Here is a 25,766-nt window from a genome sequence, read left to right as displayed (position 1 = left end):
GGTCGGGCGCGGCTCAGCCGCAGCTGGGAAGGTCGCTCGGCGCCGTACCCGACGTCTCCCCCGCCGCGATGGCGTCCACGGCCTTCACCGCGTCGTCGAAGGTCGCCACGCTGACGACGGTCAGCCCGTCCGGGACGTGGCCGACCACCTCGTCGCAGTTGCTCTCGGGCGCCAGGAACCACGTCGCCCCGGCCCGCTTCGCGCCGACGAGCTTGTGGTCGATCGAGCCGATGGGGCCGACCGCGCCGGCGTCGTCGATGGTGCCCGTGCCGGCGATGGCCGCGCCGCCCGTCATGGCGCCGGGCGTGATGACGTCACGGACCGCGAGCGCGAACATCATCCCGGCCGACGGGCCGCCGACGTCACCCGCGTCGATGGTGACGGGATAGGGCAGGTCGAACTCCGACGCGAGCAGGACGCCGAGGGCGGCCTGACCCTCCGACCCCTTCGCGGTCGGCGCGTTCACAGTGCGCTGAGCGCCATCCCGCACGACGGTCATCTCGACCTTGTCGCCCGGCTCGCGGTCGCGCACGCGCTCGACGATCTCGGCCGCGTTGCTGGCCTTGTGACCGTCCACGGCGATGACCCGGTCGTCCACCTCGAGGATCCCCTTCGCCGCGGCGTCGTCGCCCACGGCCGACACGGTGACGATCGAGGGCACCGTCTCGCCGGTGCTGCGCAGCGCGATGGCGATCGCCTCCTGCTGGGACCCGGCCATCTGGGCCTGCTGCTCCTCCTCGACCTGCTTGGTCGTGGCGTCCGCGGGGTAGACCTGCTCCTCGGGCAGCACGTCCTGGTTCGGGTCGAGTGCGCCCTGCACCACCTCCCACCCCGTCACGTGCCGGTCAGGGCCGCCGAGGATGGAGGCGGTCGTGAAGAAGAGGGAACCGCTCGTCGGGTAGGTCTTCTGCTCCTTGACCGTGATCAGCGAACTGCCGTCGTCCATCGTCCCGAGGGTGTCGAAGGCCGGCCCTGGGCCGATGACGGCGTAGGGCAGTCGGACGATGGCCAGAACGGCCGACAGGAGGACCGCCAGGAAGGCGCCGACCATGACGAAGGCGGTCCCGCGGCCGGGTGCGCGATGGTTCTGGGACACGGGTGCAGGAGCCTCACTGGTCGGCGGACGCGGAGGAGGGAACCAACTCCGGCCGGTCGTGGTTGTCTTGGGTGACCGAAATACTCTCAGGTGATCAGGTGGAGAACGTGCCGCAGGACCCCAACGTGCCCGACAGCCCCACGCCCGACAACGGCGACGACGGACTCCCGGAGGAGCTCGCGGCCGTCTTCCGCGGGCTGACCGGCGGGGCCGACCTTCCCCCGGAGATGGTCGCCCAACTCAAGGCCATGGGTCTGGCCGACGCCGACCCCGCCGCCGTGTCCGCCATGGCCCAGCAGGTCCGGGCGATGTTCACCGGCCCGGTGCACGACGGCATCGACCCCGAGACCGCCACCACCGTGGCTCGTCAGGTCGTGGCCGCCGCCGGTGACCGCGCGATGACCGACCACGACGTCCGCCTCGCGGACCAGGCCGGCACCGTCGCCACCCTGTGGCTCGACGAGGTCACCGACCTCGAGGCGCCCGGCCTGCGGGGTCGCGCGTGGAGCCGCGCGGAATGGGTCGAGGCGACCCTGCCGGTGTGGGCCGATGTCGTCGCTCCGCTGGCGGACGGGGTGGCCGGCGCGATGACGGCCACGATGCGCGACAAGCTCGGCAACGGCATCCCCGACGGCGCGCTGGAGGGCATGGGGCTGCCGGCCGGCATCGACCCCGGCGCCGTGCTCGGGCAGATCGAACCGATGATGCGGCGGATGGGTACGAGCCTCGTCACGGCCCAGCTCGGTCAGGCCGTCGGCACCCTTGCGAGCGATCTCGTCACCGCGACCGAGGTGTGCCTGCCGCTCGTGCGGGACAACTCGCTCGTGCTGCTGCCGGACAACATCACCGCCTTCGCGGACGGGCTCGGCGTCGACATCGACCAGGTCTGGCTCTATCTCGCCGTGCGCGAGGCCGCCCGCCTGCGCCTCTTCCACGCCGTGCCGTGGCTCGGCCCACAGATCCTCACGGCGGTCCAGGACTACGCCCGCGGGATTGCGATCGACACCGACGCCATCGAGGAGGCCCTCGGTCGCATCGACCCGACGGACGCGGCGGCCATGCAGGAGGCGCTCGGCGGCTCGCTCTTCCGCCCCGAGCCCAGTCCGGCTCAGAAGGCGGCCCTCTCCCGTCTCGAGACGTGGCTCGCCCTCGCCGAGGGCTGGGTCGACGTCGTGACCGCGCGGGCCACCGCCGGTCACCTGCCTCAGGCGGAGGCGCTGGCCGAGACCGTGCGCCGCCGCCGGGCGACGGGCGGGCCGACACAGAAGGCGTTCGCCGGACTCGTCGGACTCGACCTGCGCCCGCGCCGCCTGCGCGACGCCGCGAACCTCTTCGCCGCGCTCGAGGAGGCGCAGGGCCGCGAGGGTCGCGACGCCGCCTGGGCCCACCCCGACGTGGCGCCGACGTCGGCCGACCTCGACGACGTCCTCGGCTACGCGCAGCGGTCGCGGACCGCGGGCTCGGACATCGACGCCGAACTCGACGCTCTGCTGCGCGGGGACGGCGAGGCTCCGGGCGGCGTTCCGGGCGGGCAGGAGTGACGGGCGCGGCCCCCTTCGCGCACCTGAGCGCCGACGCCCGCGCCGAGCTCGACGCGTGGGTGGCTCCGGATGACCAGCAGGAGGCGCTGCGAGTCGGCTACCTCGCGCACCTGGCGGCCCACCCGGACGGCGTCGCGAAGGCGGGTCCGCCGGCACACCTGACCGCGTCGTGCCTCGTCGTCGATCCGCCACGGGAACGTGTCCTGCTGACCCTGCATGCGAAGGCGGGCCAGTGGTACCAGCTCGGCGGGCACCTCGAGGCCGACGACGCCACGCTCGCGGCGGCGGCCGCTCGGGAGGCCCGGGAGGAGTCCGGTCTGACCACCCTCACGCTGCAGCCCGGGATCGTCCAGCTGGACCGGCACGAGCTCGTGGGTTCCTTCGGACGGTGTCGCGAACACCTCGACGTGCGCTACGTCGCGGTGGCCCCGGAGGGCGTCGAGCACGTCGTCAGCGACGAGTCGCTCGACCTCGCCTGGTGGCCGATCGACGCGTTGCCGCCCGAGAGTGAGCACGAACTGCGGCCGCTCGTCATGGCCGCGCTGCGCCACCTCGGCTGAGCGGGAGCGCGTCCGGCTCCGTCACACCTCGTCGTCAGCGGGCCCGTCGTCGGCCAGAACGTCGTCCTCCAGCACGTCCGTCTCCTCGCTCGCGTCAAGATCGGGCAACCCCTTCGCCAGCGAGACCCCGTCGAGGAACCCGCGCGCCCGCTCGGTGCGGGGGTACGCGGCGACAAGTGCCCAGAACCGCGGCCCGTGCCCGGCCACGAGCAGGTGCGCGAGTTCGTGGACGAGGACGTAATCGACGACGTAGGCCGGCATCCCCTGCAGTCGGGTGGAGAGGCGGATGGTCCCCTCCGATGGCGTGCAGGAGCCCCAGCGGGTGTTCTGGTTCGTCACCCAGCGCACGCTCGACGGCTCGGCGTGGCCGCCCAGGTACGTGCGGGACAACTTGCGGGCGCGCGCCGCCAGCTGTTCGTCGTTGGGGCGGGCACGCCGATCCTTGGCCTCGAGCTTGGCGACCATCGTCGCCACCCACGTCCGCTCCTGAGCCGCGGTGAAGCCCGCGGGCATGAGCACGATCGTGCGGCCCCCGTCCCGGTAGGCACTCACGGTCCGGCGGCGGCGTCGGCTGCGCCGAATCTCGACGTCCTCGTGCTCCACGCCACCCACGATAGCCAGAGGAGGTCACCTCGTCCCCGTGACGAGCCGGGCCTGTGGATGACTCCGGAGACGCGGCCGCGAGAGATGGCACCGTGGGGATGACCGCCGGATCCGGCGGCCCGACGTCCGTGGAGGTCACCGTGTCCGGTTCGCCGCACCCCCGTCTGTTGCCGCACGCGAGGGTGCTCCGGCGCCCCGAGGGACAGACCCAGGTCGGGATCGATCCGGGCACGGCCGTCGTCATCCTCGGGTTGAGCGCGACCGAGGTCGCGTGGCTTCGCACGGTCGACGGTGTGCGCGATGCCCAGCGGGTCATCGACGACGCGGCGGCACTCGGCATCGACCCCGCGCGCGCAGGGGCCCTCCTCGACGAGTTGATCGACGAAGAGCTCGCCACCCTCGAGGACGAGGGTCCGGCGCCGTGCCCCGAGTCACCGGAGGACTGGGCGCTGCTCGCCGAGGAGGTCTCACCGTGGGCCACCCGAATCGGTCGAGGCCCGGGCGAGGTCATCCGCCTTCGCTCGAGGGCCAGGGTGCTCGTCGACGGTCCGGGGACGCTCGCCGCAGCCATCGCGGATGCGCTCTCCCGCAGCGGTATCGGTCACGTCGAACGCGGTCTGCGTGCCGCGGACGCGCGCCTGACCGAGGAGGACTGGAGTGCCGCCGATCGCACGGCCCCCGACCTCACCGCCTTTGATCTCGTCGTGCTCGTCTCCCCCGTGCCCGTCGCGCCCGACCGCGCCCGCCCCTGGCTGCGCCGAGGCGTGCCGCTCCTCCCCGTCGAGCTGGGCTCGACCCGCGGCTGCGTCGGTCCCCTCGTGGCCGGCGCCGGGCAGCCGTGCCTCGACTGCGTCGAATCGTGGCGCGTCGACGACGACCCGGGCTGGCCGTGGATCCGCGCCCAGATCACCCCCATGGGCGCCGCCACCCAGGCCCCGGCCGGCGGCGACACCGGGCTGCGTCACGTCATCACGGGACTGGCCGTCATGGCGGCCCTCGCCCAACTCGACGGCACCGCCCAACCGCGGCCAGCCCGTCCGCGGCGCGCGCCGCTCTACGGTGCGACGACCGAGGACGAAGGGGCGAGCCCCGGTGCCGTCGACGACGTCACCGGGGAGCTCGGCGCCAGTGATCTCCGCACCGTCGAACCTCCGGGGTGCGCGACGGAGGTCCGGCTGCCGGGGCCGACCTTCGCCCGTCGTCGGTGGCCCGCCCACCCGGAGTGCGCGTGCGGCGGTGCGGCAACCGAGGCCGCGCGCGATCTCGCGCCGGGAGACGACTCGCCTGTCGGGGCCCCCGGCGGGAGCGCGGCTGCGATGATGGGCGCGTGAGCGACCTTCCCCGTCGAACCTCGTCCCGCACCGCCCGGTTGGCCTCCCTCCCCCTCGGCTACGCCGGACGGAGCGCCATGGGTGTGGGGCGACGGCTCGCCGGTGTGCCCGCCGAGCAGGTCGCCACCGAGGTGCGACTGCGGACCGCGGAGCAGGTGTTCACGGTGCTCGGCTCCCTCAAGGGTGGCGCCATGAAGTTCGGCCAGGCACTCTCCGTGCTCGAGGCCGCCATGCCCGAGGAGGTCGCCGGCGACTACCGCGCGATGCTGACCAAGCTCCAGGACTCGGCCCCACCGATGGGCACCAGCCGAGTCCACGCGATCCTCGCCGACCAACTCGGGAAGCACTGGCGCACCGAGTGCTTCAACGACTTCGACGACGTGCCCGCAGCGGCCGCATCCATCGGGCAGGTGCACCGCGCGACGTGGCGCGACGGGCGTCCGGTGGCCGTGAAGATCCAATACCCCGGAGCCGGCGATGCCCTCCGCAGCGACCTCGCGCAGATTGCCCGGCTGGGCCGACTCATCGGCGTCATGGCGCCGGGTCTGGACGTCAAACCGATCACGGAGGAACTCGCGGCGCGGATGGTCGAGGAACTCGACTACCGCCGCGAGGCCCGCACCCAGAGCGCCTTCGCGGCCGCCTTCGTCGACGACGAGCACTACGCCGTCCCGGACGTCGTCGCCCACACGGCGACCGTCCTCGTGACCGAGTGGCTCGACGGTGTCCCCCTCAGCCGCATCGCCGCCGAGGGCTCCGAGGCCGTCAGGGACGCCGCGGCGCAGCTGTACCACGACTTCCTCCTGGTGGCGCCCGAGCGCGCCCACCTGCTCCACGCCGACCCGCATCCCGGCAACTTCCGGATCACCCCGGACGGCCGCCTCGGCGTCCTCGACTTCGGCGCCGTGAACCACCTGCCAGAGGGCCTGCCGACGGCGATGGGCACCCTCATCCGGGCCGCTGTCGAGGGCGAGGCCGACACGGTGCTGGCGGGGTTGCGTGCGGAGGGGTTCGTCAAGCCGACGATCACCCTCGACGCCGACGAGGTGCTCGGCTATCTCGCCCCCTTCCTCACTCCCCTCGAGGTCGAGCGCCACCACTTCACCCGCGAGTGGCTCCGCTCCGTGACCGCTCCCCTGCAGGACCCTCGCAGCCCCGCCTTCGCCATCGGCCTGCGGCTCAACCTGCCGCCGCGCTACATGCTCATCCACCGCGTGTGGAGCGGCGGGGTCGGCGTGCTGGCGCAGCTCGGCGGACACGTCACGGTGCGGGACTCGATGGAGCGCCACCTGCCGGGCTTCGCCGAGCACTGACCCATGACCAGGACCGTGCCCCGCGAGTGGGTCATCGACCGGCGCCTGCGGACGCAGCGGCTCAGCTCCGCCCCGTTCGCCCACGCGGCCGACGCGGTGCGGCTGCTCACCTGCGTGCAGAGCCAGGACGCGCCGCTCGCCGCGCACTCCCTGGCGATGCGCTCACGCGAGACGACGCACGCCGACGTGCTGGCGGCCCAGTCGGCCGGCGGATGGGTGCGCACGCACATCCTCCGACCAACGTGGCACCACGTCGCGCCGCAGGACCTGCGCTGGATCCAGGCGCTCACCGGGGCGAAGGTCGAGGGCTCCCTGGCGGCGCGACACCGCCAACTGGGCCTCACCCCCGAGATCAAGGAGCGTGGGATCGAGCTCCTCCGGGAGCTCCTCACCGGCGGGACGGCGTTGACGCGCAAGGAGATCGGTCCCGCCTTCGCGGCGGCGGGGCTGCCCGGGCCGGGCGAGGCGATGGCCCACCAACTGATGTGCGCCGAGGTCCGTGCCGTCATCTGCTCGGGCCCGCCTCGTGGGAGCGAGCACACGTACGTCCTCGTCGACGACACGATCCCGACCGCCGCGTCGGACACGTGGCCGCGCGAGCAGGCCCTCGCCGAGTTGACCCATCGGTTCTATGCCGGGCACGGTCCGGCGTCGGAGCGCGACCTCCAGCGGTGGAGTGGTTTGACGCTGACCGAGATCCGTGCCGCCACAACGGAACTCACGACCTCACCGAGCCTTGTGTCCTCACACCCGCTCGAGGCGGTCTCGTGCCGGGGCGAGACGCTCTGGTTCGATCCCACCGTGACGCCCCGCGTCACCCGGGACCACCCGGCCTACCTGCTCTCGACCTTCGACGAGGCTGCGCTGACCTACCCGACGACCGGATTCGCCCGCCGCAACGACGACGCGGACCGGGCGCGGCTCGTCTCCCAGGCCGCCGGGGGCATCGTCGTCGTCGACGGCCACGACGTCGGCACCTTCACACGCAAGGTCGAGGCGAAGCGGACGACGGTGACGATCCGCCCCGACATCACCCTGAGCGCCTCCGACCGCGACGGGATCGCCCAGGCCGCGCAGTTCCTGGCCGACTTCCACGAGCGTCCGCTCGATCTCGTCGTCACCTGACGCCGCGCGCTACCACCACTGCGAGTCGAGCTTGCCCTCGATGGCGCGCACGTTGCTGCGGCTGCACGCCGGGCAGGTCCACACGACCCGGCGCCGCGTCGACGGGCCCTCCACCCCGCGGGCCCACTGCAGCCGGGCCTCCGCCAGCGGCGCCGTGCTCCCGCAGGTCGCGCAGGCGACGACCTCCTCGGGCCCCTCGAGATCAGCCATGTCCCCCTCAGCCCTTCGCGGCCTTGGCGGCCGCCTTCGCCTGCTTCTTCGTCTCGCGGACCCGCTGCAGCGACTCGTCGTCGACGACGTCGGCGACCGAGCGATAGGAGCCCTCCTCGGCGTAGGGGCCGATGGCCTCGCGCCAGCCGTCGGGCGTGACGCCGAGCTGCTTGCCGAGCAGGGCGGCGAAGATGCGCGCCTTCTGATCGCCGAAGCCGGGCAGGGCCTTGAGTCGGCCGATGAGGTCGCGGGTGTCGGCGGCGCCGGTCCAGATGCTGGCGGCGTCGCCCGCGTGGTCGTCCCGCACGAGGGTCGCGAGCGCCTGGATCCGTCCGGCCATGGAGCGCCCGTAGCGGTGCACGGCCGGTGGGGTGGCGCACAGATCGGCGAAGGACTCCGGGTCCGCGGCCGCGATCGCCGCCGGGTCGAGGGTGCCGAAGCGCTCGAGCACCTTCGCAGGGCCGGCGAACGCTCGCTCCATGGGGAACTGCTGATCCAGCAGCATCCCGACGAGCAGGGCGAAGGGGTCCCGCGAGAGGACCTCGTCGGCGGCCGGATCCTGGGCGATGCACAACGTCGTCATGCCTCCAGCGTAGGACGCCTGCCCGTCGACGAGTCGAGGGTCAGGGGCGCGAAGGTTGCCCGGACAGCACTGCGGCCCGGTCGATGACGACCGGGCCGCAGGGGTCGCTCACCTCATCGCGGGAGGTGGTGGACCAGCTGGTGGGCCTGCACGCGCGCGATCCGTTCGCGCTGGGCGGCGGGGCGCTGGACGCGCCGTTCGGGTTGCCGCTCGCGGTGGGCCCGCATGCTGAGGATGCGGTACATGGTTTGTCTCCTGTGGTGTGGTGTGGCACGGGTGATCACGCAGGGATCGGGTGCTTGCGCGGACGGCCACGAGGCCGTTTGCGCGGGATGACGACGCCGTGGTCGAAGAGCTCTCCGCCCCAGACGCCCCAGGGCTCGGCCCGGTCGAGGGCGCTGGCCAGGCAGGCGTCCCGGACGGGACACGTCGCGCAGAGCGCCTTGGCGAACTCGACGTCCGCCGGGGTGTCGGCGAACCAGAGCTCGGGATCCTCGACGCGGCACGGGACGCTGGCGCCCTCGGCGTAGTCGCGTTCCTGCTGGTCGAGCAGGGTGATGAGTGGCATGTCGGCCTCTCCTGATTCTGTGCTTGGTCTGTGGCGGGACGCACGAAGGCCGCGGTCCCGATGGGGGTTCCGCGGCCTGAGAGAGGACCAGTTGGTCGGTGTCCTGGTGCTACACCATGGTCTTCCCAGAGAGCGGAACGCGCTGACCCGTGAACGGGTCGGCAACCGTCGTGCCACCGAAGGCACCAGCGGCCTGGCCGGCGAACGCGAAGGCGCGATCGGTGGCGGAGGCGGCGATGCGAAGGGCAGACGGGCGGCCGTGTCCACGGAGTCGGCCCGGGGTCACGACGGCGGAGCCGAGGGAACGCGGGCAGGTGGAGGCGACCGTCGTGACGGTGCCATTCATCGTGATGATGTCCATGAGTCCTGCCCTCCTCTCGTTGCCGTGCATGTCCCGCCGACCGCGTGGGTCTCTGGGTTGAACGGGATCCAGCGTACGACCCTCCGGCGAGGCAGCACAACGCATTTAACGAGCGTCATCCGAAAGGGTTGGCCCGCGCGGCTCAGCGGAGGCGAGTCACGTTGTCGCAGAAGGGGTTTCGAGGACGTCCTCAATGTCCGATCCGCCGAGGATCGCCAACACCTGCTCGCCGTAGAGTCCGAGCTTGCGCGCACCGACCCCGCTGATCGTCGCCAACTGCGCCTCGCTCGAGGGAGTCTGCTCGGCGATCGCCGTGAGCGTCGCGTCGGTGAAGACGACGAAGGCGGGCACCGACTGCTCCTTCGAGACGGCCAGTCGCCACTCCTTGAGCCGGGCGAACAGGGCCTCGTCGTAGGTGGGTGGGCAGTCGGCGCACCGTCCTTGGGTGCGCTGGCCGGCGGTCGTCAGCTCCGTCCCGCACGTGCGGCAGTGACGCGGGCGGGCGACCTTCGGGCCGGTCTTGGTGCTCGCCTTCGCGCGCTTGGGCTGGCTGCGCGCGCCCTCGCCGAGGATCTCGGCGGCGCCGTCGAGGAAGCGCGAGACGCGGCGGCTCGAGCGGGCCCCCGGTGTGCGGGCGGCCGACCAGTGCAGCCCGAGATGGGTGCGGGCGCGCGTGACGCCGACGTAGAGCAGCCGGCGCTCCTCCTCGATCGCCTCCGGGGTGTCCGCCATGACGATCGGCAGCATCCCGTCGGAGACCCCGACGAGGAAGACGGCGTCCCACTCGAGCCCCTTGGCCGCGTGCAGCGACGCCAGCGTGACCCCCTCGACGGTCGGCGCGTGCTGGGCTGCGGCGCGCTGATCCAGCTCGCGCACGAAGTCGGGCAGCCGCGCCTCCGGCGAGGCGGCGACGACGTCGTCGGCGAGGTCGGCCAGGGCCTTGAGCGACTCCCACCGCTCGCGGGTGGCGCCACCCGTCGTCGGCGCCTCGCGCGTCCAGCCCGCCCCGAGCAGGACGTCCCGGACGATCTCGGGCAGCGGCTGGGTCGGGTCCTCCGAGCGGGCAGCGCCGCGCAGCAGGACGATCGCGTCGCGCACCTCCTTGCGCTGGAAGAACCGCTCCCCGCCGCGCACGAGGTAGGGGATGTCGCGGGCGGCGAGCGCCGTCTCGAAGGCCTCGCTCTGGCCGTTCGTGCGGAAGAGGATGGCGATCTCGGACGGCGGCGTGCCGCCGGCGACGAGCGCGGCGACCTCGTCGGCGACGGCGGCTGCCTCGGCGGGGTCGTCCGCATGGGAGGTCAGGGTCGGGCGCGGCCCGTCCTCGCGTTGTGCCTGCAGGGTGACGCCGCGCGTGCGTTCCATGCCCCCGGGCCCACGGATGACCTGGTTGGCCAAGCCGACCACCTGCGGGGTCGAGCGGTAGTTGCGGACGAGCTCGACGGTGCGCGCGCCCTTGTGCTGCCGCGTGAACTCGAGCAGGTGCTGCGGGCTGGCGCCGGTGAAGGAGTAGATGGTCTGGGCCGGGTCGCCGACGACGCAGATGTCGTCGCGTCCGCCCACCCACAGGTCGAGCAGCCGCTGCTGCAGCGCGTTGACGTCCTGGTACTCGTCGACGACGAAGTGCCGGTACTGCCCACGGACCTCGCGGGCGATGTCGTCCCGCTCGGCGAGGATGCCCACGGTCAGCAGGAGCACGTCCTCGAAGTCGATGACCCCCCGGCGCTCCTTGACCTCCTCGTAGGCGGACAGGAGTCGGGCCATGGCGGTGTGGTCCATGCCGGGGGCCTCGCGCTTGGCGCGGCGGGCGCCCTCGGCGTAGGACTCCGGCGTCAACATCGAGACCTTGGCCCACTCGACCTCGGCCGCGAGGTCACGCAGTTCGCTGCGGTCGAAGCGCAGCCGCAGCCGGGAGGCCGCCTCCGCGACCGCGGGGGCCTTGTGACTCATGACCTCCGGCGCGGCGCCGCCGATCGCCTTCGGCCAGAAGTAGTGCAACTGCCGCAGGGCTGCGGCGTGGAAGGTGCGTGCCTGCACTCCCCCGACGCCCAGCTCACGCAGGCGGGTCCGCATCTCGCCCGCGGCTCGGGCCGTGAAGGTGACGGCGAGGACCCGCTGGGGCTGGTAGGTCCCCGAGTGGACGCCGTAGGCGATGCGGTGGGTGATGGCCCGGGTCTTGCCGGTGCCCGCGCCGGCGAGGACGCACATCGGCCCCGTCGGGTGCGCGGCAACCTCGCGCTGCTCGGGATCGAGGGCGGCGAGGACGGCGTCGGCGGTCGCGGACGCGCCGGGCAGGGGCAGATCGGTCATCGGAGCGATCCTCTCACCACCCACCGACGGCCCGGGAAGGTCGCCGCCCGAAGCGGTGTTCCTCCCGAGGGCGCGACGTGCCGACCGCCGCCGCGTCATGCCGCAGACTTGTCCCGCACCCGACCTCCAGGAGAACACCGTGCCCGTCGCCACCCCCGCCCCCGGTTCCATCGTCATGTACACGACGCCGTGGTGCGGTTACTGCTCGCGGCTGAAGAGCCAGCTGGGTCGTGAGGGCATCCCCTTCACCGAGGTCGACATCGAGCAGGACCCGGACGCCGTCGCCTACGTCATGCAGGTCAACGGCGGCAACCAGACGGTGCCGACCGTGGTCTTCCCGGACGGCACGGCGGCCACCAACCCGTCGCTGGGCGAGGTGCGTCGGCGCGTCCGCTGACGGGCCACGGGCCACGTGCCACGTGCCACGAAGGGGGCCACGCGGCCGGATCAGGGCAGCAGCGGGCCGCCGTACCAGTGCTCCATCAAATGGGTGGAGATCGACAGCCGTGAGCGGGTGGGGATCCAGATCCCCTGCTCCACGAGCCGTGGGACGTCATCGCGGGCGACCCACATCGCCTCGGCGATCTCGTCCTCCTGGAGTGTGAGGTCGGCGCCGAGGGCGCGGGCGGTGTGCCCGAACATGAGCGAGTTGGGGAAGGGCCACGGCTGATCCCCGACGTGCTGCACGTCGGTGACCCGCACGCCCACCTCTTCGAGGACCTCCCGCTCCACGGCCTGGGCCAGGGTCTCCCCCGGTTCGACGAACCCCGCGAGCACGGAGAACCGTCCCTGGGGCCAGCCGACATTGCGCGCGAGCAGCAGCCGATCCGCGTCGTCGACGACGGCCATGATGACGGCCGGGTCGGTGCGCGGATGGTGCTCGCTCCCGTCGCGTTCGCAACGACGCACCCAGCCGCCCCGAGCGGGGACGGTGGGGTGGCCACAGCGCGGGCAGTGCCCGTGCGTGCCGTGCCAGTGGTGCAGCGCGAGAGCGGTCGTCATGAGCGCGACCTCGGCGTCGGGCAGGTGCTCACCGACCTCGCGCAGGGTGCGCCACGGCGCCGCGTCCGGCGTCTCGACGGCCGGGGTGACCACCTCCGACATCACCCCGACGAGCGCCACCACGGCGTGCCGCTCGTCGTCCACCCCGAGGAAGACGGGCAGCCTCGCGGAGTCGCCCGGGCGCCCGGCCCGCAACTGGAGACGCGGCCCCTCCTGCGTGTCGAGCACCGGGCAGTGCGAGTCGACGACCTCGAGGACGCGGGTGTCCGGGTCGGCCAGCAGCTCGCCCAGATCGTCCAGATCCGCCCGGCGCTCGGCGGCCCGGTCGAGGACCGCCCTCCCGAGGGGGACGAGGGGCAGCCGGTGGGGTCGAGTGGACACCCAACCAGCCTAGGCCGCGACATCGCGGCCGAGTCATCCCACCCCACGGGCGGCGCCCGTCATACGGTGGGCGGGTGAGTCGTACCCACTTGGCCCTCGCCGCCCTCGCCAGCACCGCCGTGCCCGGCCTCGACCCCGTGTCGGTCGAGGGTGTCCCCCTGCTGCCCGGCCACCAGTTCGACGTCGCCTTCGTCCAGGACGCGCAGGAACGCCGATGGGTGGTGCGCTGCCCCCGCACCCCGGGCGCCGCCGCCCAGATCGAGCAGGCCGCCGGGTACCTCGCCCTGCTCGCGCGCAAGGTCTCCTTCGCCGTCCCGGTCCCCCGCGGCTGGGCAGCCCTGCCCGAAGGGGGTCGCGCCGCCGTCAGCCCCTACGTGCCGGGCCGTCAGCTCGATCTGGCTTCCCTGCCCCCCGGTCCCGGGATCACCGCGGAGCTCGGCCGGGCCATCGCCACGCTGCACAACTCCGACGTCCGGCTCATGGAGGAGGCGGGGCTGCCGTCGTACGACGCGGACGAGTACCGCCGCCGCCGGCTCGCCGATCTCGACCGTGCGGCGGCGACGGGTCGGGTCCCGACCGGCCTCCTCGGCCGCTGGGAACGGTCCCTCGAGGACGTCGGCCTGTGGCGTTTCGCACCCGCGCCGATCCATGGCGACCTCACCGGACATCAGGTGCTCGCGACCTTCGAGGATGACGAGGACGTGACGACCGGAACGATCAAGGGGTTCACCGGCTGGGAGGACGCGAAGGTCGCCGACCCTGCGGAAGACCTCGCCGAGATCGTCTGGGTGGCCAGCCCCGAAGCCGTCGAAACGCTCATGGAGGCGTACACCCACACCCGCGCCGAGCGACCGGACCCCCACCTGCTGGACCGCGCCCGGATCATCGCCGAGATGCGCGCCGCCCAGGAACTGCTGCAGGCCATCGCCTCGGGCGATCAGGACGAGGTCGAGCACCAGTCGTCCGTGCTGCGCCAGCTCGACGAGCACCTCGCCAGCGAAGAGCCCGCCCGCCGTGACGGTGCGGCGGTCGTTGCCGTCGACGCGTCGCGTGAGACGCCCACGCCGGCCGTGGCCGGACAGGAGTCGTCGGAAGCAGACCCGGTCGAGTCCCCGGTCGAGTCCCAGGTCGCAGGGCCGGACGACACGACGCCGATCGACGTGTCCACGTTGCGCCACGAGGGCGACCTGTCCGCCGAGGCCGAGGCTGCCACCGATGTGGCCGACGACAGTGCGGACACGGCTGACGACCATGGGCCCGCCTTCGAACTGGAGCACCCCGCCCCGACCGAGCCGGAGATCGACCCGGCGACGGGCGACCTACGTCCGCCGAGCGCCTAGGCCTCGCGCGCCGGGGCTCCGTCGCCCGCTGGCCCGTCGGCCCACTCCGTGAGCAGGGCGGCGAGTTCCTCCTCGGACCGCAAGGTCGGCCACACCGTCTCGCCCGTCGGCGCGAAGTAGAACGCCGCGCGCACCCGTTCGGGATCGCGCCCCGTCAGTCGCGCGTAGGCGATCCGATAGGCCGCGAGCTGCAGGGCGCGGATGTCGGCCTCGGCGCCGCTCGGCGGACGACCCGTCTTCCAGTCCACGATGACGACACCCTCCTCCCCGTCGGGTCCGCGGTCCGGGAAGACGGCGTCGATGCGGCCGCGGACGGCCAGACCGGCGATGACGGTCTCGACGGCCACCTCGAGTTCGAGGGGCGTCCGCGTCGCCCACGGGCTGGCCAGGAAGGTCTCCCGCAAGCGCGGGAAGTCCTCGTCCAGACCGGGATCGTCGTCCGCGCTGCCCGGCAGATCGAGGACGTCCACGATCGCGGCGCTGCCGTAGTGCTGCTCGAGCCACGCATGGAAGGCCGTCCCGCGGCGGGCGGCCGGGTCGGGCCGGGTCGGCATGGGGCGACGAAGGTCGGCCGTGAAGGCCTCGCGGTCGCGCGCGAGCGCGACCATGGCCGACGTCGAGAGGTGCTCGGGGAGCATCACCTCGATGTGGCGGGGTCCGCGCGCCAGATCGCGTTCGGCGAGGAGCAAGGTGATCTCGCGGTCGATCCCGCGCCCGGCCATCTCGCCGTCACCGCGCGTGCCGTCTGGGCCTTCGGCAGGGTCCCGGACCGCAGCGTCGCCGGCGGCAACATCGGCGACGGCGCCGGCCACGGCACGGGCGGCGGACCGGAGCCGACCCAGCCGGGGGTCGTCGACCTCGACCGGCCACGTCGCGCTGACCACGCTCTCGTCGTCGGGAGGCGACACGTCCGGCTCCTGCGGCATGGGCGTCCAGGTACGGACGGCCAGCCCCGCCAGCCGACCGGCTTCCACGGCCTCCACCAGTTCGCGGAGGAACCGGGACGTCACCCGCGGTGTCTTCTGGCCCGCCCACACGCTCGAGGACAGCAGCAGGTGGTGCCTCGCCCTGGTCAGCGCCACGTAGGCAAGCCGGCGCTCCTCGGTGATGCCCTGCTCGGCGCTGCGACGGGTGAAGTCCGCGAGTCGTACCTTGAGGTCCTGCTGATCGTCCGCGGCGAGGTCGATCGAGGGCAGGCCGGCCTGGTCCCCGCGGAGGCCGTACGGCAGGGAGTCGACCCCGGTCAGCCACGCCTTGTCGCTGGGCGAGCCATGGACCCAGTCGCCCTCGGCCCAGGTGGTCCCCTTCGCACTGTGCTCGGGGAAGGACGCCTCGATGAGGCCCGGGACGGCGACGACGTCCCACTCGAGCCCCTTCGCGGCGTGCACCGTGAGCACCTGCACGGCTCCCGGCGTGACCTCGATGGTGCCCTTGTCCAGCCCGCGCTCCTCCTCGACGGCCGCGGTGAGCCACGCGAGGAACCCGCCGAGTGTGGGCCGCTCCGCGCTGACGGAGAAGGAGGCGGCGACGTCCGCGAAGGCGTCGAGGTGAGCACGGGCGGCGGCCGGCGTGTAGCCGGGGCGCGCGAGCACCTCGATGTCGAGACTCAGTTCGCGCTCGGCCTCCCCGACGAGGTCGGCCAGCGGCAGCCCGGTGAGTCGGCGCAGCCGGCGCACGACCTCGCCGAGGCCGGCGAGCCGATCCAGCGCGAGGGCACTGATGCGCCGGCCGTCCGACGACGCCCAGTCGGGCGCGGGGAGGTGCTCGAGCGCCTCCACGATGCTGGGGTCGTCCGCGCTGTCGGGGGCCTGGTCAACGGCCTCCCCCTCTGCGCCACGACCCGCTCGCTGCCCGGGGTGCCCGCCGATCTGGCGCCGACGCAGCTCCTTGGCCCACTCGGCGAGACCGTCCAGGTCGGCCGCCCCGAGCCGCAGAGCCGGTCCCGTCAGCAGGCGCATGAGCTGGTCGCCGCGGCTGGGGTCCTGGACGACGTGCAGGAGCGCCACGAGGTCCTCGACCTCACTGGTGAGCAGGAGACCACCGAGGCCGACGACCTCGAAGGGGATCTCCCGCTCCGCGAGCGCCTCCATGACGGCCGGGAACTGGGATCGCTTGCGACACAGGACGGCCGCGGACGCCGCACCGCCGCGTCGACGCTCGGCGATCCAGGCGGCCACGTGGTCGGCCTCGTCGCGCGCCGTCTCGAGGCGAGCCACGGACACCGCCCCCTGACCGGCGTGGTCGGCGGCCGTCAACGGAGCGACCGCCACCGTTGCCGCGCGGCGCAACGGGGTGGCCACCTCGTTCGCCGCGTCGAGGATGAGGTGGTCATTGCGCCAACTGCGGGTGAGTGAGAGCACCTGTGCGGGGCTGTCGCTCGCGCGGAAGATCTCGGGGAAGCGCGACAGGGTCGTCGCCGAGGCGCCGCGCCAGGCGTAGATCGACTGGTTGGGGTCACCCACCGCGGCCACGGGCACGGCCGGGGAGCCGCTCGCGAAGAGCGCCGACATGAGCACCATCTGCGCCTCGGAGGTGTCCTGGAACTCGTCGAGGAGCACGGCCCGGAAGCGGCTCCGCTCCCCCGCGCCGATGTCCGGGAACGACCGCGCCAGTTGGGCCGCGAGGGCCATCTGATCGGCGAAGTCCATCGCGTCGTGGGCGCGCTTCAGCGACTGGTAGCGCTCGATGATCGGCAGCAGCTGGCGGCGCTCGCGCAGGTCGGCGAGCACCTTCGCCCCGTCGCCCAGGGTCTTGGCCTTGCCGGTGATCGGCACCGCCTCGAGCGTCGCCACGAGCTCGTCGAGATGGGCCGCCAACTCCGGAACCCCGACGAGGTGCTCCGCCATCTCCCCGGAGAGGTCGACGACCGCATTGGTCAGGGTCGACTCGGCACGGGTGACGTCGCGCATGTCGCCGTCGTAGGACAGGACGGCCTGGTGGGCGTACTGCCACGCGGCGGCCTCCGTGAGGAGTCGCGAGTCGGTCTCGTAGCCCAACCGCAGGGCATGCTCCCGCACGAGCCGGCCCGCGTAGGAGTGGTAGGTCGAGACCGTCGGGGTGCCGCCGAGTGCCTCGGCATCGTCGTCCCCGGCGGGCGACCAGATGCCAGCGCGCTCGAGATGAGCCAGCCGCTCGGTCAGGCGCTCGGAGAGTTCCGCGGCCGCCTTGCGCGTGAAGGTCAGACCGAGGACCTGATCGGCCTCGACGTGCCCGTTGGCGACGAGCCAGACGACGCGGGCCGTCATGGTCTCGGTCTTGCCCGAACCCGCGCCCGCGACGACGAGCAGAGGCTCAGCCGGAGACGCCTCGATGATGGCGCGCTGCTCGGGCGTCGGGCGGTGTTCCTGGCCCAGGGCTTCGGAGATCGCGTCCGCGCTCCACATCATCGTGCTGGTGCTGGTGCTCACCAGAGCATCCCTCCCTCGGGCTGCACGGGGCAGCAGGCACGGACCGGGCACACCCGGCAGCCGTCGCCACGGGTGGCCGTGAAGGTGGCCGCGGCCATCCCGTCGGCCGTCTCGACGACGAGGCGCTCGGCCCAGGCCGGGTCCTCCGCCTCGGCCAGGGGCGCCTGCCGCTGCAGCGTCGTGCTCTTGTTGGCGGCCTTGCCGAGTTGGAGCAGCGCCGCCCCGCCGGACTCGCGGCCGAGGTCGCCCAGATCGGCGAAGCCACCCGCGGTGATGGCGACCTGATAGCAACCGAGCTGCGGATGTTCAGGCAGGTCAGCGGCCGACGGCTTGCCCGAACCGGTCTTGTAGTCGATGACGCGCACCCGACCCTGGGCGTCCTGCTCGATCCGGTCGACCCGCCCGGCCAGCAGCGCCCGCCCCAGCGGCACCCGCATGTCGACCTCCGCGCCGACCTTCTGCCACCCCTGTTCGCCGGCTTCGCGGATGTAGGTGGTCAGCCGCTTCGCCATGGCGTGCGCCTCGCGCCGCTTGCGGTCGCTCACCCACCCCGACGGCATGCCGAGTTCGCCCCAGCGGCGATCGATCTCGGCGGTGAAGGTGTCGGTGTCGACGTCGCCGAGGGTCTCGGCGATGTCGTGGACGAGAGTCCCGACGCTCGCGGCGCCGATCGACGGACCATCACCGCCGGACGTCGTCAGCACCCAGCGCAGGCCACAGTCCTGGAACGCCTGGACCCGGGAGGGCGAGACCCGCACCTCCTCGTCGTCGGAGCGGCGCGGGCGATCGTCCGTCAGTCCCCGCACGGCCCACCACGACTCCGGGTGGGCGCCGCGCACACCAGCTCCGGCCAGCCGCGCCAGTCGCTCGGCCGCGGCCCGGGCGACGTCGTGGTCGTCGTCGAGCAGGTCACGGCGCAGATGCGCCGCCAGGGACGGGAGCGTGAAGGTGCGTCCCACCTCGGTGAAGGGGCGCGGGACGCCGTCGTCCGGCCGCGGCAGGACGAGGTCGAGGTAGGGCGACGGCTGCTCGTCCTCGGTCCGGACTGCGGTGACGATGAGGTGGTGGCTGGCTCGCGTCATGGCTACGTGGAAGAGGCGGGTCTCGTCGTAGCGGACCGCCGCCTGAGCCGCACGCAGGGTGTCGCCGCGACCGGTGACGAGGTCGACGAGCCGTTCCGAGCCGAGCAGGGAACCGCGCAACCGCAGGTCGGGCCACACGCCTTCCTGGACCCCCGCCACGACGACGAGGTGCCACTGTCGACCGGCCGCCGAGGGCGGCGTCAGCAGCGCCACGGCTTCCCCGTCAGGACTGCGCGCCGACAGGGTGTCGGCCGCCACGTCCTGACTCGCGACATGCTCGAGGAAGGCGTGCGGCCCCTGGAGGGGAAGTCGGTCGACGTAGCGGGACGCCGCGTCGAAGAGGGCCACGACCGCATCGAGGTCCCGGTCCGCCCGTGCCCCGGCGGTCCCGCCCGCGAGGGCCGTTGCTCGCCACGCGGAGGCCAGTCGGGAGGCGTCCCACATCGCCCAGAGCACGGTCTCGGCCGTGACGCCGGGGGCCCACCGGCCGCGTTCGGCGTCCCAGCGGGCCGCCTCCACTCCGGCGGCGATGACCGCGGCGATCCGGCGCGCGGGCACGAGCTCCGGGGCCCCGTCCGCGCCGAGTACCGCGAGTCCGGCCGGGTCGAGCAGCGCTTCGGGGAGGAGTTCGTCACTCGAGCGTCCGCCGCCGGAGTCGAGCTCGCGGCGGCGCAGGGCACGGCGCAACCGGCGCAGGGTGACGGCGTCCGCGCCACCGAGAGGGCTGGTGAGGACGTCCACCGCGGCCTCCGCGGACAACGGCACCGCGGCCTCCGCGGACAACGGCACCGCGGCCTCCCCCGCACCGCCGTCTTCGTCGAGCCGGGCCAGCCGCAGCACCGCGTCGAGCAGCGTCAGCAACGGCCGGACGGCGCTCTCGTCCCGCACCGCAAGGTCGCTCGACGGCGTGGCCAGGGGCACCCCGGCCGCCGCAAGGACTCGCCGCAGCGTCGCCGTGCGTCCCCGCCCGCGGACGACGACGGCCATCTCCGACCACGGGACGCCGTCGAGCAGGTGCGCGCGCCGCAGGCGCGACGCGATCCACGTGGCCTCCTGCGACACCGAGCGGAGCAGGTGCGCCTCCACCTCGCCGCCGGTTCGCGCCGCCTCCACCGCACGCTGCGGGGCGCCACCGAGCGCACCGATCCGGGCGGTGACCCGCGCGGCCGTCGACAGGATCGCCGACGGGAGGCGGTGACTCGTGGTCAGGACGATGTCGGTGAGGACCTGCCCGCTCTCCTCCCCCCACGTCATGAGCAGTCGCGGATCACCGCCGCGGAAGGTCTGCACCGCCGCGTCGGGATCGCCGGTCAGGATGAGGTCGACGGCGCCGCCCGCGGTCAGGGTCCGCACGAGTCGTGCCCCCGCCCGGCTGAGGTCCTGCGCATCATCGACGACGACGAGACGGATCGAGCTCCGCAGCCGGTCGAGCGCCTCCTCGTCGTCCTCGAGGAGGTCGGCGGCCGCGGTCAGCACCCACGCCGGGTCGTAGCCCCCGGGAGTCGACAGGGCCGTCACCTCGTCGTACTCGGCGAGCACCTTCGCCGCCGCGACCCACTCCTCGCGCCCCTCGGATCGTCCCAGGGCCGCCAGGTCGCCGGGCTCGAGGCCGAGCTCGACGGCCCGCATGAGCAGGTCGCGCAACTCCCCGCGAAAGCCTCGGGTGGTGAGCGCCTCGGTGAGAGCCTGCGGCCACAGCGGCCCCTCCCCGGCCGCCCCGAGACCGGCGGCGTGGCCGGCGAGCAGGTCCCGCAGGATGACGTCCTGCTCCGGACCGGTCAGTAGCCGCGGCACGGGCTCCCCCCGCAGGGCCGCCTCCGCGCGCAGGATGCCGAACCCGAAACTCGCGGCCGTCCGCGCGAGCGGCTCGGTCGTCGCCGCGGTGGGCGCATCGGCCGCGACGGCCGCGGTCACGGCATCGCGCAGACGGGCCGCCGCGACGCGGGACGACGTGAGCAGCACGCACTCATCGGCCCGGAGCTCGCCGGAGCGCACCCGGGATGCGACAGCCTCGACGGCAACGGTCGTCGTGCCCGTCCCCGGAGCGCCGAGCACGCGCAGCAGCGGACCCCGGTGCTCGACGGCGGCCTGCTGGGCGGCGTCGAGCTCGGGACGCGGCAGGGTCGCGGTCGTCGGTCGGTGGAGCGTCAGCACCCCGTCATCCCACCACCTGCGACCGACAGCGAAGGCGGCCGGTCACCGGCCCCCTTCGTCCTCCTGCTCATCCGGCCCGTCCCAGAGGGCACGGGCCATGTCGATCCGCCGGCCGGTCAGGAGGCCACCGACGAAGGGGGTCCCCTCCTCGCGGTGATGGGCGCGAGCCTCCTCCTCCAACCCCTGCGGAAGTCGGCCGTCCGCCTGGACGACGCGCCACCACGGCACCCCTGAACCGAAGTGGGCCATCGTGCTCCCGGCCAGCCGGGCGTGCCGCGCCGTGAGCCCCGCGAGCTCGGCCGCGAGCCCGTACGAGACCACGCGACCCGGCGGGATGGTCGAGACGAGGTCGAGGATCGCCTCCTGGGCCTCCGTCGGGACACCCCGGAGCGCACCGCGCATCCCGCCACGGTCTCGGCCCGTCGAGTGCCGGGTGTCGTCATCCATGAGGAGCCTCCCTGACCGGATCGTAGGATGTGGCGAACACCCGAGGAGGCCAGATATGGCGATGACCGACCGCGACGCCCCCGTCCCACCACGAGGACAGCGCCTGCCTCGTGCCGAGCGACGCGCGCAACTGCTGGAGTCCGCGCAGGACGTCTTCGTCGTCAAGGGCTACCACGCCGCGGCCATGGAGGACATCGCCGATCGGGCGGGCGTCTCCAAGCCTGTTCTCTACCAACACTTCCCGGGCAAGCTCGAGCTCTACCTCGCCCTCCTGGACCAGCAGTGTGACCTCCTCGAGCAGCTCGTCCGGGAGGCACTGGAGGGCAGCGGTGACCCCAAGGAGCGGGTCTACGCGACCACCGCGGCCTACTTCGAGTTCGTCGCCCGCGACGGTGCGGCCTTCCGGCTCGTCTTCGAGTCCGACCTGACCAACGAGCCCGCGGTGCGCCACCGGCTCGACGCCGCCGAGGCCGCGTGCGCCGAGATGATCGCCGAGCACATCTCGACCGAGACGGTGCTGCCGATCGAGATCGCCCACGTGCTCGGCGTCGCCCTCGCCGGCATGGCTCAGGTCACCGCGCGCAGCTGGCTCGCGCAGGGCACCGCCATCCCCCGCGAGGACGCGGCGCGCGCGGCCGGCCACCTCGCGTGGCGTGGCATCGGCGCCTTCCCGATCAGGGCCACGGCGGCGGGTATGACGGCGACCGGCGGCGGGACCGTCGGCACCGCGAACTAGGCTGCACTCGTACCCCGCGGCCGTCGTGACGGCCGCACCACGACGACGAAAGGTGACCCCATGGAGGTCAAGATCGGCGTGCGCAATGTCGCCCGCGAACTCGTGATCGACACGGACGCGACCCCGGAGGACGTCCTCGCGGCCGTCACCGCGGCCAAGGAGTCCGGCGCCTTCCAGCTGCAGGACGCCAAGGGCAAGACCGTGATCGTCCCCGCCGATGCCCTCGGCTACGTCGAGATCGGTGAGTCCGCGAAGGGTCGCGTCGGCTTCGGCGCCTGACATTTCGGGCACACCTCCCCGCGCGCCAATTTGGTGTTGCGGAGGTCCGTCATGAAAGGATTGAGCCGAGTCTTGCAGTGGGCTCGTCCCTCTAGTGCCCCGCGATCGCGGGGAAGAAAGTGAGACCTTCATGATCTCCACCATCATCGGCGCCATCATCGTCGGTGCCATCATCGGCGCCCTTGCTCGTCTGGTTCTCCCGGGCAAGCAGTCGATCAGCCTCGCCGTGACGATCATTCTCGGCATCCTGGGGTCGCTCATCGGCTCCTGGCTCGTCTACCAGCTCGGCTACGGCAACGACAACGGGGGCTTCGAGATCGTCCCGTTCCTCGCGGGCATCGTCGTCGCCGCGGTCCTGATCGTCGGCTACGGCTCGGTCACGGGTCGCAAGCAGATCTGATCGATCCACACGCACGAAGGGGCCCCACCGGTTCGTCCGGTGGGGCCCCTTCCGTGTGTGGTCGTGCTGGGTGACCTCGCCGTCAGTGCGCGAGACCCACTCAGTGCGCGAGGCCCAGCGCACCCATCCGGCGCGTGTGGGCCTCGGTGAGGCGCCCGAACATCCGGCCGATCTCGAGCAGGTCGGAGGCCGGGTTGTCGACGAGCAGCGCGGCCAGCGCGTCCCGCTCGACGGCGACGGCCTGCCCCTGCGACAGCGCCTCGCCGACGAGCCGGCGGCCATAGAGGGCGAGCGGACCGCCGACCCGCGGGTCCGCCTTCGTCGCCTCGCGCACCGTCCGGACGACGAAGGCCGCGAACTCCTCCCCCGTCTCGACGCCCTCGACGAGCTCGCGCGTCGCCGGATCCACGAAGGCCGACACCTCGCGATAGAAGTCGTTGGCGATGCCGTCGCCGACATAGACCTTGACGATGCCCTCGAGGAAGGTGCTCGGTCGGGTCCGGGCATGGAAGGCGTCCACGGCGGCGACGAAGGGGTCCATGGCCTCCTCCGGCCGCGTCCCCAACTCCTCGAGCCGGGCCACCACCCGGTCGTAGTTGGCCAGCTCGGCCCGCGCCAGCGTCACCATCTGGGAGCGGACGCCCAGGGTCGGGGCGAGCTCTGAGTCGGCCACGATCCGGGTGAATCCCGAGAGCAGGTTGTAACCGATCGCGCCGAGCAGGTCGATGACGCCGGCGGCGTTGGCGTCGCCCTGCTCGGACGGGGCGGACGACTGCGCCGCCGCATCGATCGGGGGGACGGGTGCGCCGGCCGAGGGCGAGGTGTCGCTCATGCATCGCAGCCTAGCGAGCACCCGCTACCATGGACGGACACGTGGTGCCCGGTCGGCACGACTTCCAGGGGGCGGGACGCCCCCCGACGCGCGGTTCACCGCGCACGAGACCTCCGATCGGCCCAACACCAGGCGGCAGCCTGCGGTGACCGAGACGGTGCCGCCTGCGCGACCGCCCCGATCGAGAGAATCGACGAGAACTCCATGACGAGCTCCACCACCGAGACGCCCGAAGAGACCGCTCCCCTGTTCAGCGACTTCGCCGTCCACCCCGACATCGTCGCGTCGCTCGCCGACGGCGGCATCCTCGCGACCTTCCCCATCCAGGCGATGACGCTCCCCGTCGCGCTCGGCGGGCACGACATCATCGGCCAGGCCAAGACGGGCACGGGCAAGACGCTCGGCTTCGGCATCCCGCTGCTCAACCGCGTCGACACGACGAAGCGTGAGGCGCGCATCCCGCAGGCGCTCGTCGTCGTCCCGACGCGCGAACTCGCCGTCCAGGTCGCGAGCGACCTCGAGAAGGCCGGCAAGCGCCGCGGCATCAAGGTCCTCACCATCTACGGCGGCCGCGCCTACGAGCCGCAGATCGAGGCCCTCGAGGCGGGCATCGACGTCGTCGTCGGCACGCCGGGTCGCCTCATCGACCTCAGCAACAAGCGCCACCTCAACCTCGGCGGCACCCGCACCATCGTCCTCGACGAGGCCGACGAGATGCTCGACCTCGGCTTCCTGCCCGACGTCGAGAAGATCATGGCCCAGACGTCGCCGGCTCGGCAGACGATGCTCTTCTCCGCGACGATGCCCGGCGCCATCGTGTCGCTCGCGCGTCGCTACATGACGCAGCCCACCCACATCCGTGCCATGGGCTCGGACCAGGAGGGGCACACCGTCCAGGCCATCGAGCAGTTCGTCTACCGCGCGCACGCGATGGACAAGGTCGAGATGCTCGCCCGCATCCTCCAGGCCGAGGGCCGCGGTCGCACGATCATCTTCAGCCGCACCAAGCGCACGGCCGCGAAGGTCGCCGACGAGCTCGTCGACCGCGGGTTCGCCGCGGCGCCGATCCACGGCGACCTCGGCCAGGGCGCCCGCGAGCAGGCGCTGCGCGCCTTCCGCCACGGCAACGTCGACATCCTCGTCGCCACCGACGTCGCGGCCCGCGGCATCGACGTCGAGAACGTCACGCACGTCGTGAACTACCAGTGCCCCGAGGACGAGAAGACCTACCTCCACCGCACCGGCCGCACCGGCCGCGCGGGCAACACGGGTGTGGCGATCACCTTCGTCGACTGGGACGACCTGACCCGCTGGTCGGTCATCAACCGGGTGCTGGACCTGGGCATCACGCCGCAGGAGACCTACTCGTCCTCCCCCGAGCTCTACAGCGACCTGGGCATCCCCGCCGGGGCCAAGGGCCGACTGCCGAAGTCGAAGCAGACCCTCGCGGGTCTCGACGCCGAGGAGCTCGAGGACCTCGGCGAGACGGGCAAGAGCCAGGGGCGTCGCCCCGAGCGCAGCCGTGACGGCGGCAACCGCGGCGGTCGTGACGGCGGCAGCCGTGGCGGCGACCGCAGCACGGGCGGCCGTGACGGTGGCCAGCGCCCGGCGCGCACCCCGGAGCGTGACGGCGAGCAGGGCGGCGAGGCCTCGCGCCCGCGTCGTCAGCGCAACCGGCGTCGGACCACCAGCGGTGACGGCGCCGCGGCGCAGCCGTCCGAGGGCTGAGCCACACGGCACTGGTCGATGTCCTGCAGGACATGACCCGCAGGACATGACGAAGGGGCGGTGGTGCGCATGCGCACCACCGCCCCTTCATCGATCCGTGTCAGGCACCGCTGTGGTGCTCGACGCGGTCGGGTCAGACGCGCCCACCGTCGATGCGGTCGGGCAGGTCGATCTTCTTCTGACGCGAGAGGTCGAGGACGACGCCAGCAACGACGAGGACCGCGAGGATCGCGTAGATCCAGTAGGCCAGACGGGCGTCCGCCATGGCCAGGTCGATCACGAACGCCAGCACGAGCAGCGCGAGGGCGCCGAGGGTGTAGGTCCACTTGTTCAGCATGTGTCTCTCCTTCATCGGAAAACTACCGATGAGCCACCCTAGT

25 protein-coding genes are annotated in these 25,766 nt (G+C 72.9%); 11 read left to right on the top strand and 14 right to left on the bottom strand.

Annotated elements, in window-relative coordinates; all coding sequences use genetic code 11:
* Nucleotides 1-13: 13 nt before the first annotated feature.
* Nucleotides 14-1,096: a YlbL family protein gene (locus ACQBAS_RS03275; protein WP_427384962.1), complete on the bottom strand. Its 1,083-nt coding sequence runs from the start codon at nucleotides 1,094-1,096 to the stop codon at nucleotides 14-16.
* Nucleotides 1,097-1,203: 107 nt separating this feature from the next.
* Between ACQBAS_RS03275 and ACQBAS_RS03270 the strand changes: the two genes are divergently transcribed.
* Both ACQBAS_RS03270 and ACQBAS_RS03265 read left to right on the top strand, forming a co-directional pair.
* Nucleotides 1,204-2,637, top strand: a complete 1,434-nt coding sequence (locus ACQBAS_RS03270; RefSeq protein ID WP_427384961.1) for a zinc-dependent metalloprotease — start codon at nucleotides 1,204-1,206, stop codon at nucleotides 2,635-2,637.
* On the top strand, nucleotides 2,634-3,197 hold the full coding sequence (locus ACQBAS_RS03265) for an NUDIX domain-containing protein (RefSeq protein ID WP_427384960.1): 564 nt from the start codon (nucleotides 2,634-2,636) through the stop codon (nucleotides 3,195-3,197). Before ACQBAS_RS03270 ends, ACQBAS_RS03265 begins: the two co-directional genes overlap by 4 nt.
* A 21-nt stretch (nucleotides 3,198-3,218) precedes the next feature.
* Here ACQBAS_RS03265 and ACQBAS_RS03260 read toward each other — a convergent pair whose 3' ends face one another.
* The gene (locus ACQBAS_RS03260; protein ID WP_427384959.1) at nucleotides 3,219-3,800 is read right to left on the bottom strand and encodes a M48 family metallopeptidase; all 582 of its coding nucleotides are present in this window, start codon (nucleotides 3,798-3,800) and stop codon (nucleotides 3,219-3,221) included.
* Between the two features lie 98 nt (nucleotides 3,801-3,898).
* On the opposite strand from ACQBAS_RS03260, the gene ACQBAS_RS03255 reads away from it, so the two are divergent.
* Genes ACQBAS_RS03255 through ACQBAS_RS03245 form a run of 3 tightly spaced genes read left to right on the top strand, consistent with a single transcriptional unit; the run spans nucleotide 3,899 to nucleotide 7,569 of the window.
* Nucleotides 3,899-5,131: a hypothetical protein gene (locus ACQBAS_RS03255; protein ID WP_427384958.1), complete on the top strand. Its 1,233-nt coding sequence runs from the start codon at nucleotides 3,899-3,901 to the stop codon at nucleotides 5,129-5,131.
* The gene (locus tag ACQBAS_RS03250; protein WP_427384957.1) at nucleotides 5,128-6,444 is read left to right on the top strand and encodes an ABC1 kinase family protein; all 1,317 of its coding nucleotides are present in this window, start codon (nucleotides 5,128-5,130) and stop codon (nucleotides 6,442-6,444) included. The genes ACQBAS_RS03255 and ACQBAS_RS03250 overlap by 4 nt, the downstream gene beginning before the upstream one ends.
* Before the next feature lie 3 nt (nucleotides 6,445-6,447).
* Nucleotides 6,448-7,569 (top strand): winged helix DNA-binding domain-containing protein, encoded by a 1,122-nt coding sequence (locus ACQBAS_RS03245; protein WP_427384956.1) that lies wholly within the window; start codon nucleotides 6,448-6,450, stop codon nucleotides 7,567-7,569.
* A 9-nt stretch (nucleotides 7,570-7,578) separates the two neighbouring features.
* On the opposite strand, the gene ACQBAS_RS03240 is transcribed toward ACQBAS_RS03245, so the two are convergent.
* The 6 genes from ACQBAS_RS03240 to ACQBAS_RS03215 form a co-directional block, all read right to left on the bottom strand.
* A complete protein-coding gene (locus ACQBAS_RS03240) occupies nucleotides 7,579-7,779 on the bottom strand; it encodes a hypothetical protein (RefSeq protein ID WP_427384955.1) in 201 nt (66 codons plus the stop codon).
* A gap of 7 nt (nucleotides 7,780-7,786) precedes the next feature.
* Entirely contained in the window at nucleotides 7,787-8,362 is a 576-nt protein-coding gene (locus ACQBAS_RS03235) for an HhH-GPD-type base excision DNA repair protein (protein WP_427384954.1), read from the bottom strand.
* A 113-nt stretch (nucleotides 8,363-8,475) separates the two neighbouring features.
* Nucleotides 8,476-8,607, bottom strand: a complete 132-nt coding sequence (locus tag ACQBAS_RS03230; protein ID WP_427384953.1) for a hypothetical protein — start codon at nucleotides 8,605-8,607, stop codon at nucleotides 8,476-8,478.
* Nucleotides 8,608-8,642: 35 nt separating this feature from the next.
* Nucleotides 8,643-8,930, bottom strand: a complete 288-nt coding sequence (locus tag ACQBAS_RS03225; RefSeq protein WP_427384952.1) for a WhiB family transcriptional regulator — start codon at nucleotides 8,928-8,930, stop codon at nucleotides 8,643-8,645.
* Between the two features lie 109 nt (nucleotides 8,931-9,039).
* On the bottom strand, nucleotides 9,040-9,291 hold the full coding sequence (locus ACQBAS_RS03220; RefSeq protein WP_427384951.1) for a hypothetical protein: 252 nt from the start codon (nucleotides 9,289-9,291) through the stop codon (nucleotides 9,040-9,042).
* A 156-nt stretch (nucleotides 9,292-9,447) separates the two neighbouring features.
* Nucleotides 9,448-11,598, bottom strand: coding sequence for an ATP-dependent DNA helicase UvrD2 (locus ACQBAS_RS03215; protein ID WP_427384950.1), 2,151 nt, complete (start codon nucleotides 11,596-11,598; stop codon nucleotides 9,448-9,450).
* Between the two features lie 175 nt (nucleotides 11,599-11,773).
* On the opposite strand from ACQBAS_RS03215, the gene ACQBAS_RS03210 reads away from it, so the two are divergent.
* Nucleotides 11,774-11,995: a mycoredoxin gene (locus tag ACQBAS_RS03210; protein ID WP_427385569.1), complete on the top strand. Its 222-nt coding sequence runs from the start codon at nucleotides 11,774-11,776 to the stop codon at nucleotides 11,993-11,995.
* A 50-nt stretch (nucleotides 11,996-12,045) separates the two neighbouring features.
* Here ACQBAS_RS03210 and nudC read toward each other — a convergent pair whose 3' ends face one another.
* Entirely contained in the window at nucleotides 12,046-12,981 is a 936-nt protein-coding gene (gene nudC / locus ACQBAS_RS03205) for an NAD(+) diphosphatase (protein WP_427384949.1), read from the bottom strand.
* Between the two features lie 74 nt (nucleotides 12,982-13,055).
* Here nudC and ACQBAS_RS03200 point away from each other — a divergent pair, with 74 nt between their 5' ends.
* The gene (locus ACQBAS_RS03200) at nucleotides 13,056-14,321 is read left to right on the top strand and encodes a phosphotransferase (protein ID WP_427384948.1); all 1,266 of its coding nucleotides are present in this window, start codon (nucleotides 13,056-13,058) and stop codon (nucleotides 14,319-14,321) included.
* Here ACQBAS_RS03200 and ACQBAS_RS03195 read toward each other — a convergent pair.
* Genes ACQBAS_RS03195 through ACQBAS_RS03185 form a run of 3 tightly spaced genes read right to left on the bottom strand, consistent with a single transcriptional unit; the run spans nucleotide 14,318 to nucleotide 21,411 of the window.
* Entirely contained in the window at nucleotides 14,318-17,728 is a 3,411-nt protein-coding gene (locus ACQBAS_RS03195) for an ATP-dependent helicase (RefSeq protein ID WP_427384947.1), read from the bottom strand. The two genes, ACQBAS_RS03200 and ACQBAS_RS03195, sit on opposite strands and share 4 nt — an antisense overlap.
* A complete protein-coding gene (locus ACQBAS_RS03190) occupies nucleotides 17,725-20,964 on the bottom strand; it encodes an ATP-dependent helicase (RefSeq protein ID WP_427384946.1) in 3,240 nt (1,079 codons plus the stop codon). The genes ACQBAS_RS03195 and ACQBAS_RS03190 overlap by 4 nt, the downstream gene beginning before the upstream one ends.
* Before the next feature lie 42 nt (nucleotides 20,965-21,006).
* Nucleotides 21,007-21,411, bottom strand: coding sequence for an MGMT family protein (locus tag ACQBAS_RS03185; RefSeq protein WP_427384945.1), 405 nt, complete (start codon nucleotides 21,409-21,411; stop codon nucleotides 21,007-21,009).
* A 55-nt stretch (nucleotides 21,412-21,466) separates the two neighbouring features.
* On the opposite strand from ACQBAS_RS03185, the gene ACQBAS_RS03180 reads away from it, so the two are divergent.
* The 3 genes from ACQBAS_RS03180 to ACQBAS_RS03170 all read left to right on the top strand — a co-directional run bounded on the left by ACQBAS_RS03180 (nucleotide 21,467) and on the right by ACQBAS_RS03170 (nucleotide 22,826).
* Complete coding sequence (locus tag ACQBAS_RS03180; protein ID WP_427384944.1) at nucleotides 21,467-22,147, top strand: TetR/AcrR family transcriptional regulator; 681 nt, start codon at nucleotides 21,467-21,469, stop codon at nucleotides 22,145-22,147.
* 60 nt (nucleotides 22,148-22,207) lie between these two features.
* On the top strand, nucleotides 22,208-22,426 hold the full coding sequence (locus ACQBAS_RS03175; protein ID WP_427384943.1) for a DUF3107 domain-containing protein: 219 nt from the start codon (nucleotides 22,208-22,210) through the stop codon (nucleotides 22,424-22,426).
* A 130-nt stretch (nucleotides 22,427-22,556) separates the two neighbouring features.
* Nucleotides 22,557-22,826, top strand: a complete 270-nt coding sequence (locus tag ACQBAS_RS03170; protein WP_427384942.1) for a GlsB/YeaQ/YmgE family stress response membrane protein — start codon at nucleotides 22,557-22,559, stop codon at nucleotides 22,824-22,826.
* Nucleotides 22,827-22,926: 100 nt separating this feature from the next.
* Here ACQBAS_RS03170 and ACQBAS_RS03165 read toward each other — a convergent pair whose 3' ends face one another.
* The gene (locus ACQBAS_RS03165) at nucleotides 22,927-23,658 is read right to left on the bottom strand and encodes a ferritin-like fold-containing protein (protein WP_427384941.1); all 732 of its coding nucleotides are present in this window, start codon (nucleotides 23,656-23,658) and stop codon (nucleotides 22,927-22,929) included.
* A 204-nt stretch (nucleotides 23,659-23,862) separates the two neighbouring features.
* Here ACQBAS_RS03165 and ACQBAS_RS03160 point away from each other — a divergent pair, with 204 nt between their 5' ends.
* Nucleotides 23,863-25,386, top strand: coding sequence for a DEAD/DEAH box helicase (locus tag ACQBAS_RS03160; protein WP_427384940.1), 1,524 nt, complete (start codon nucleotides 23,863-23,865; stop codon nucleotides 25,384-25,386).
* A gap of 133 nt (nucleotides 25,387-25,519) precedes the next feature.
* Here ACQBAS_RS03160 and ACQBAS_RS03155 read toward each other — a convergent pair whose 3' ends face one another.
* On the bottom strand, nucleotides 25,520-25,723 hold the full coding sequence (locus ACQBAS_RS03155) for a hypothetical protein (protein ID WP_427384939.1): 204 nt from the start codon (nucleotides 25,721-25,723) through the stop codon (nucleotides 25,520-25,522).
* Between the last annotated feature and the right edge of the window lie 43 nt (nucleotides 25,724-25,766).

The sequence above is a fragment of the Janibacter zhaoxuefangae genome, assembly GCF_050271985.1.
Taxonomy (GTDB): domain Bacteria; phylum Actinomycetota; class Actinomycetes; order Actinomycetales; family Dermatophilaceae.
This window is presented reverse-complemented; position numbering and strand designations above follow the sequence as displayed.

Excerpts from the sequence above, each read along its gene's own strand:
- ACQBAS_RS03255 (WP_427384958.1), top strand. The coding sequence starts at position 3,899 with ATGACCGCCGGATCCGGCGGCCCGACGTCCGTGGAGGTCACCGTGTCC.
- ACQBAS_RS03245 (WP_427384956.1), top strand. The coding sequence starts at position 6,448 with ATGACCAGGACCGTGCCCCGCGAGTGGGTCATCGACCGGCGCCTGCGG.
- ACQBAS_RS03240 (WP_427384955.1), bottom strand. The coding sequence starts at position 7,779 with ATGGCTGATCTCGAGGGGCCCGAGGAGGTCGTCGCCTGCGCGACCTGC.
- ACQBAS_RS03235 (WP_427384954.1), bottom strand. The coding sequence starts at position 8,362 with ATGACGACGTTGTGCATCGCCCAGGATCCGGCCGCCGACGAGGTCCTC.
- ACQBAS_RS03230 (WP_427384953.1), bottom strand. The coding sequence starts at position 8,607 with ATGTACCGCATCCTCAGCATGCGGGCCCACCGCGAGCGGCAACCCGAA.
- ACQBAS_RS03225 (WP_427384952.1), bottom strand. The coding sequence starts at position 8,930 with ATGCCACTCATCACCCTGCTCGACCAGCAGGAACGCGACTACGCCGAG.
- ACQBAS_RS03220 (WP_427384951.1), bottom strand. The coding sequence starts at position 9,291 with ATGGACATCATCACGATGAATGGCACCGTCACGACGGTCGCCTCCACC.
- ACQBAS_RS03215 (WP_427384950.1), bottom strand. The coding sequence starts at position 11,598 with ATGACCGATCTGCCCCTGCCCGGCGCGTCCGCGACCGCCGACGCCGTC.
- ACQBAS_RS03210 (WP_427385569.1), top strand. The coding sequence starts at position 11,774 with ATGTACACGACGCCGTGGTGCGGTTACTGCTCGCGGCTGAAGAGCCAG.
- ACQBAS_RS03185 (WP_427384945.1), bottom strand. The coding sequence starts at position 21,411 with ATGGATGACGACACCCGGCACTCGACGGGCCGAGACCGTGGCGGGATG.
- ACQBAS_RS03180 (WP_427384944.1), top strand. The coding sequence starts at position 21,467 with ATGGCGATGACCGACCGCGACGCCCCCGTCCCACCACGAGGACAGCGC.
- ACQBAS_RS03175 (WP_427384943.1), top strand. The coding sequence starts at position 22,208 with ATGGAGGTCAAGATCGGCGTGCGCAATGTCGCCCGCGAACTCGTGATC.
- ACQBAS_RS03170 (WP_427384942.1), top strand. The coding sequence starts at position 22,557 with ATGATCTCCACCATCATCGGCGCCATCATCGTCGGTGCCATCATCGGC.
- ACQBAS_RS03165 (WP_427384941.1), bottom strand. The coding sequence starts at position 23,658 with ATGAGCGACACCTCGCCCTCGGCCGGCGCACCCGTCCCCCCGATCGAT.
- ACQBAS_RS03160 (WP_427384940.1), top strand. The coding sequence starts at position 23,863 with ATGACGAGCTCCACCACCGAGACGCCCGAAGAGACCGCTCCCCTGTTC.
- ACQBAS_RS03155 (WP_427384939.1), bottom strand. The coding sequence starts at position 25,723 with ATGCTGAACAAGTGGACCTACACCCTCGGCGCCCTCGCGCTGCTCGTG.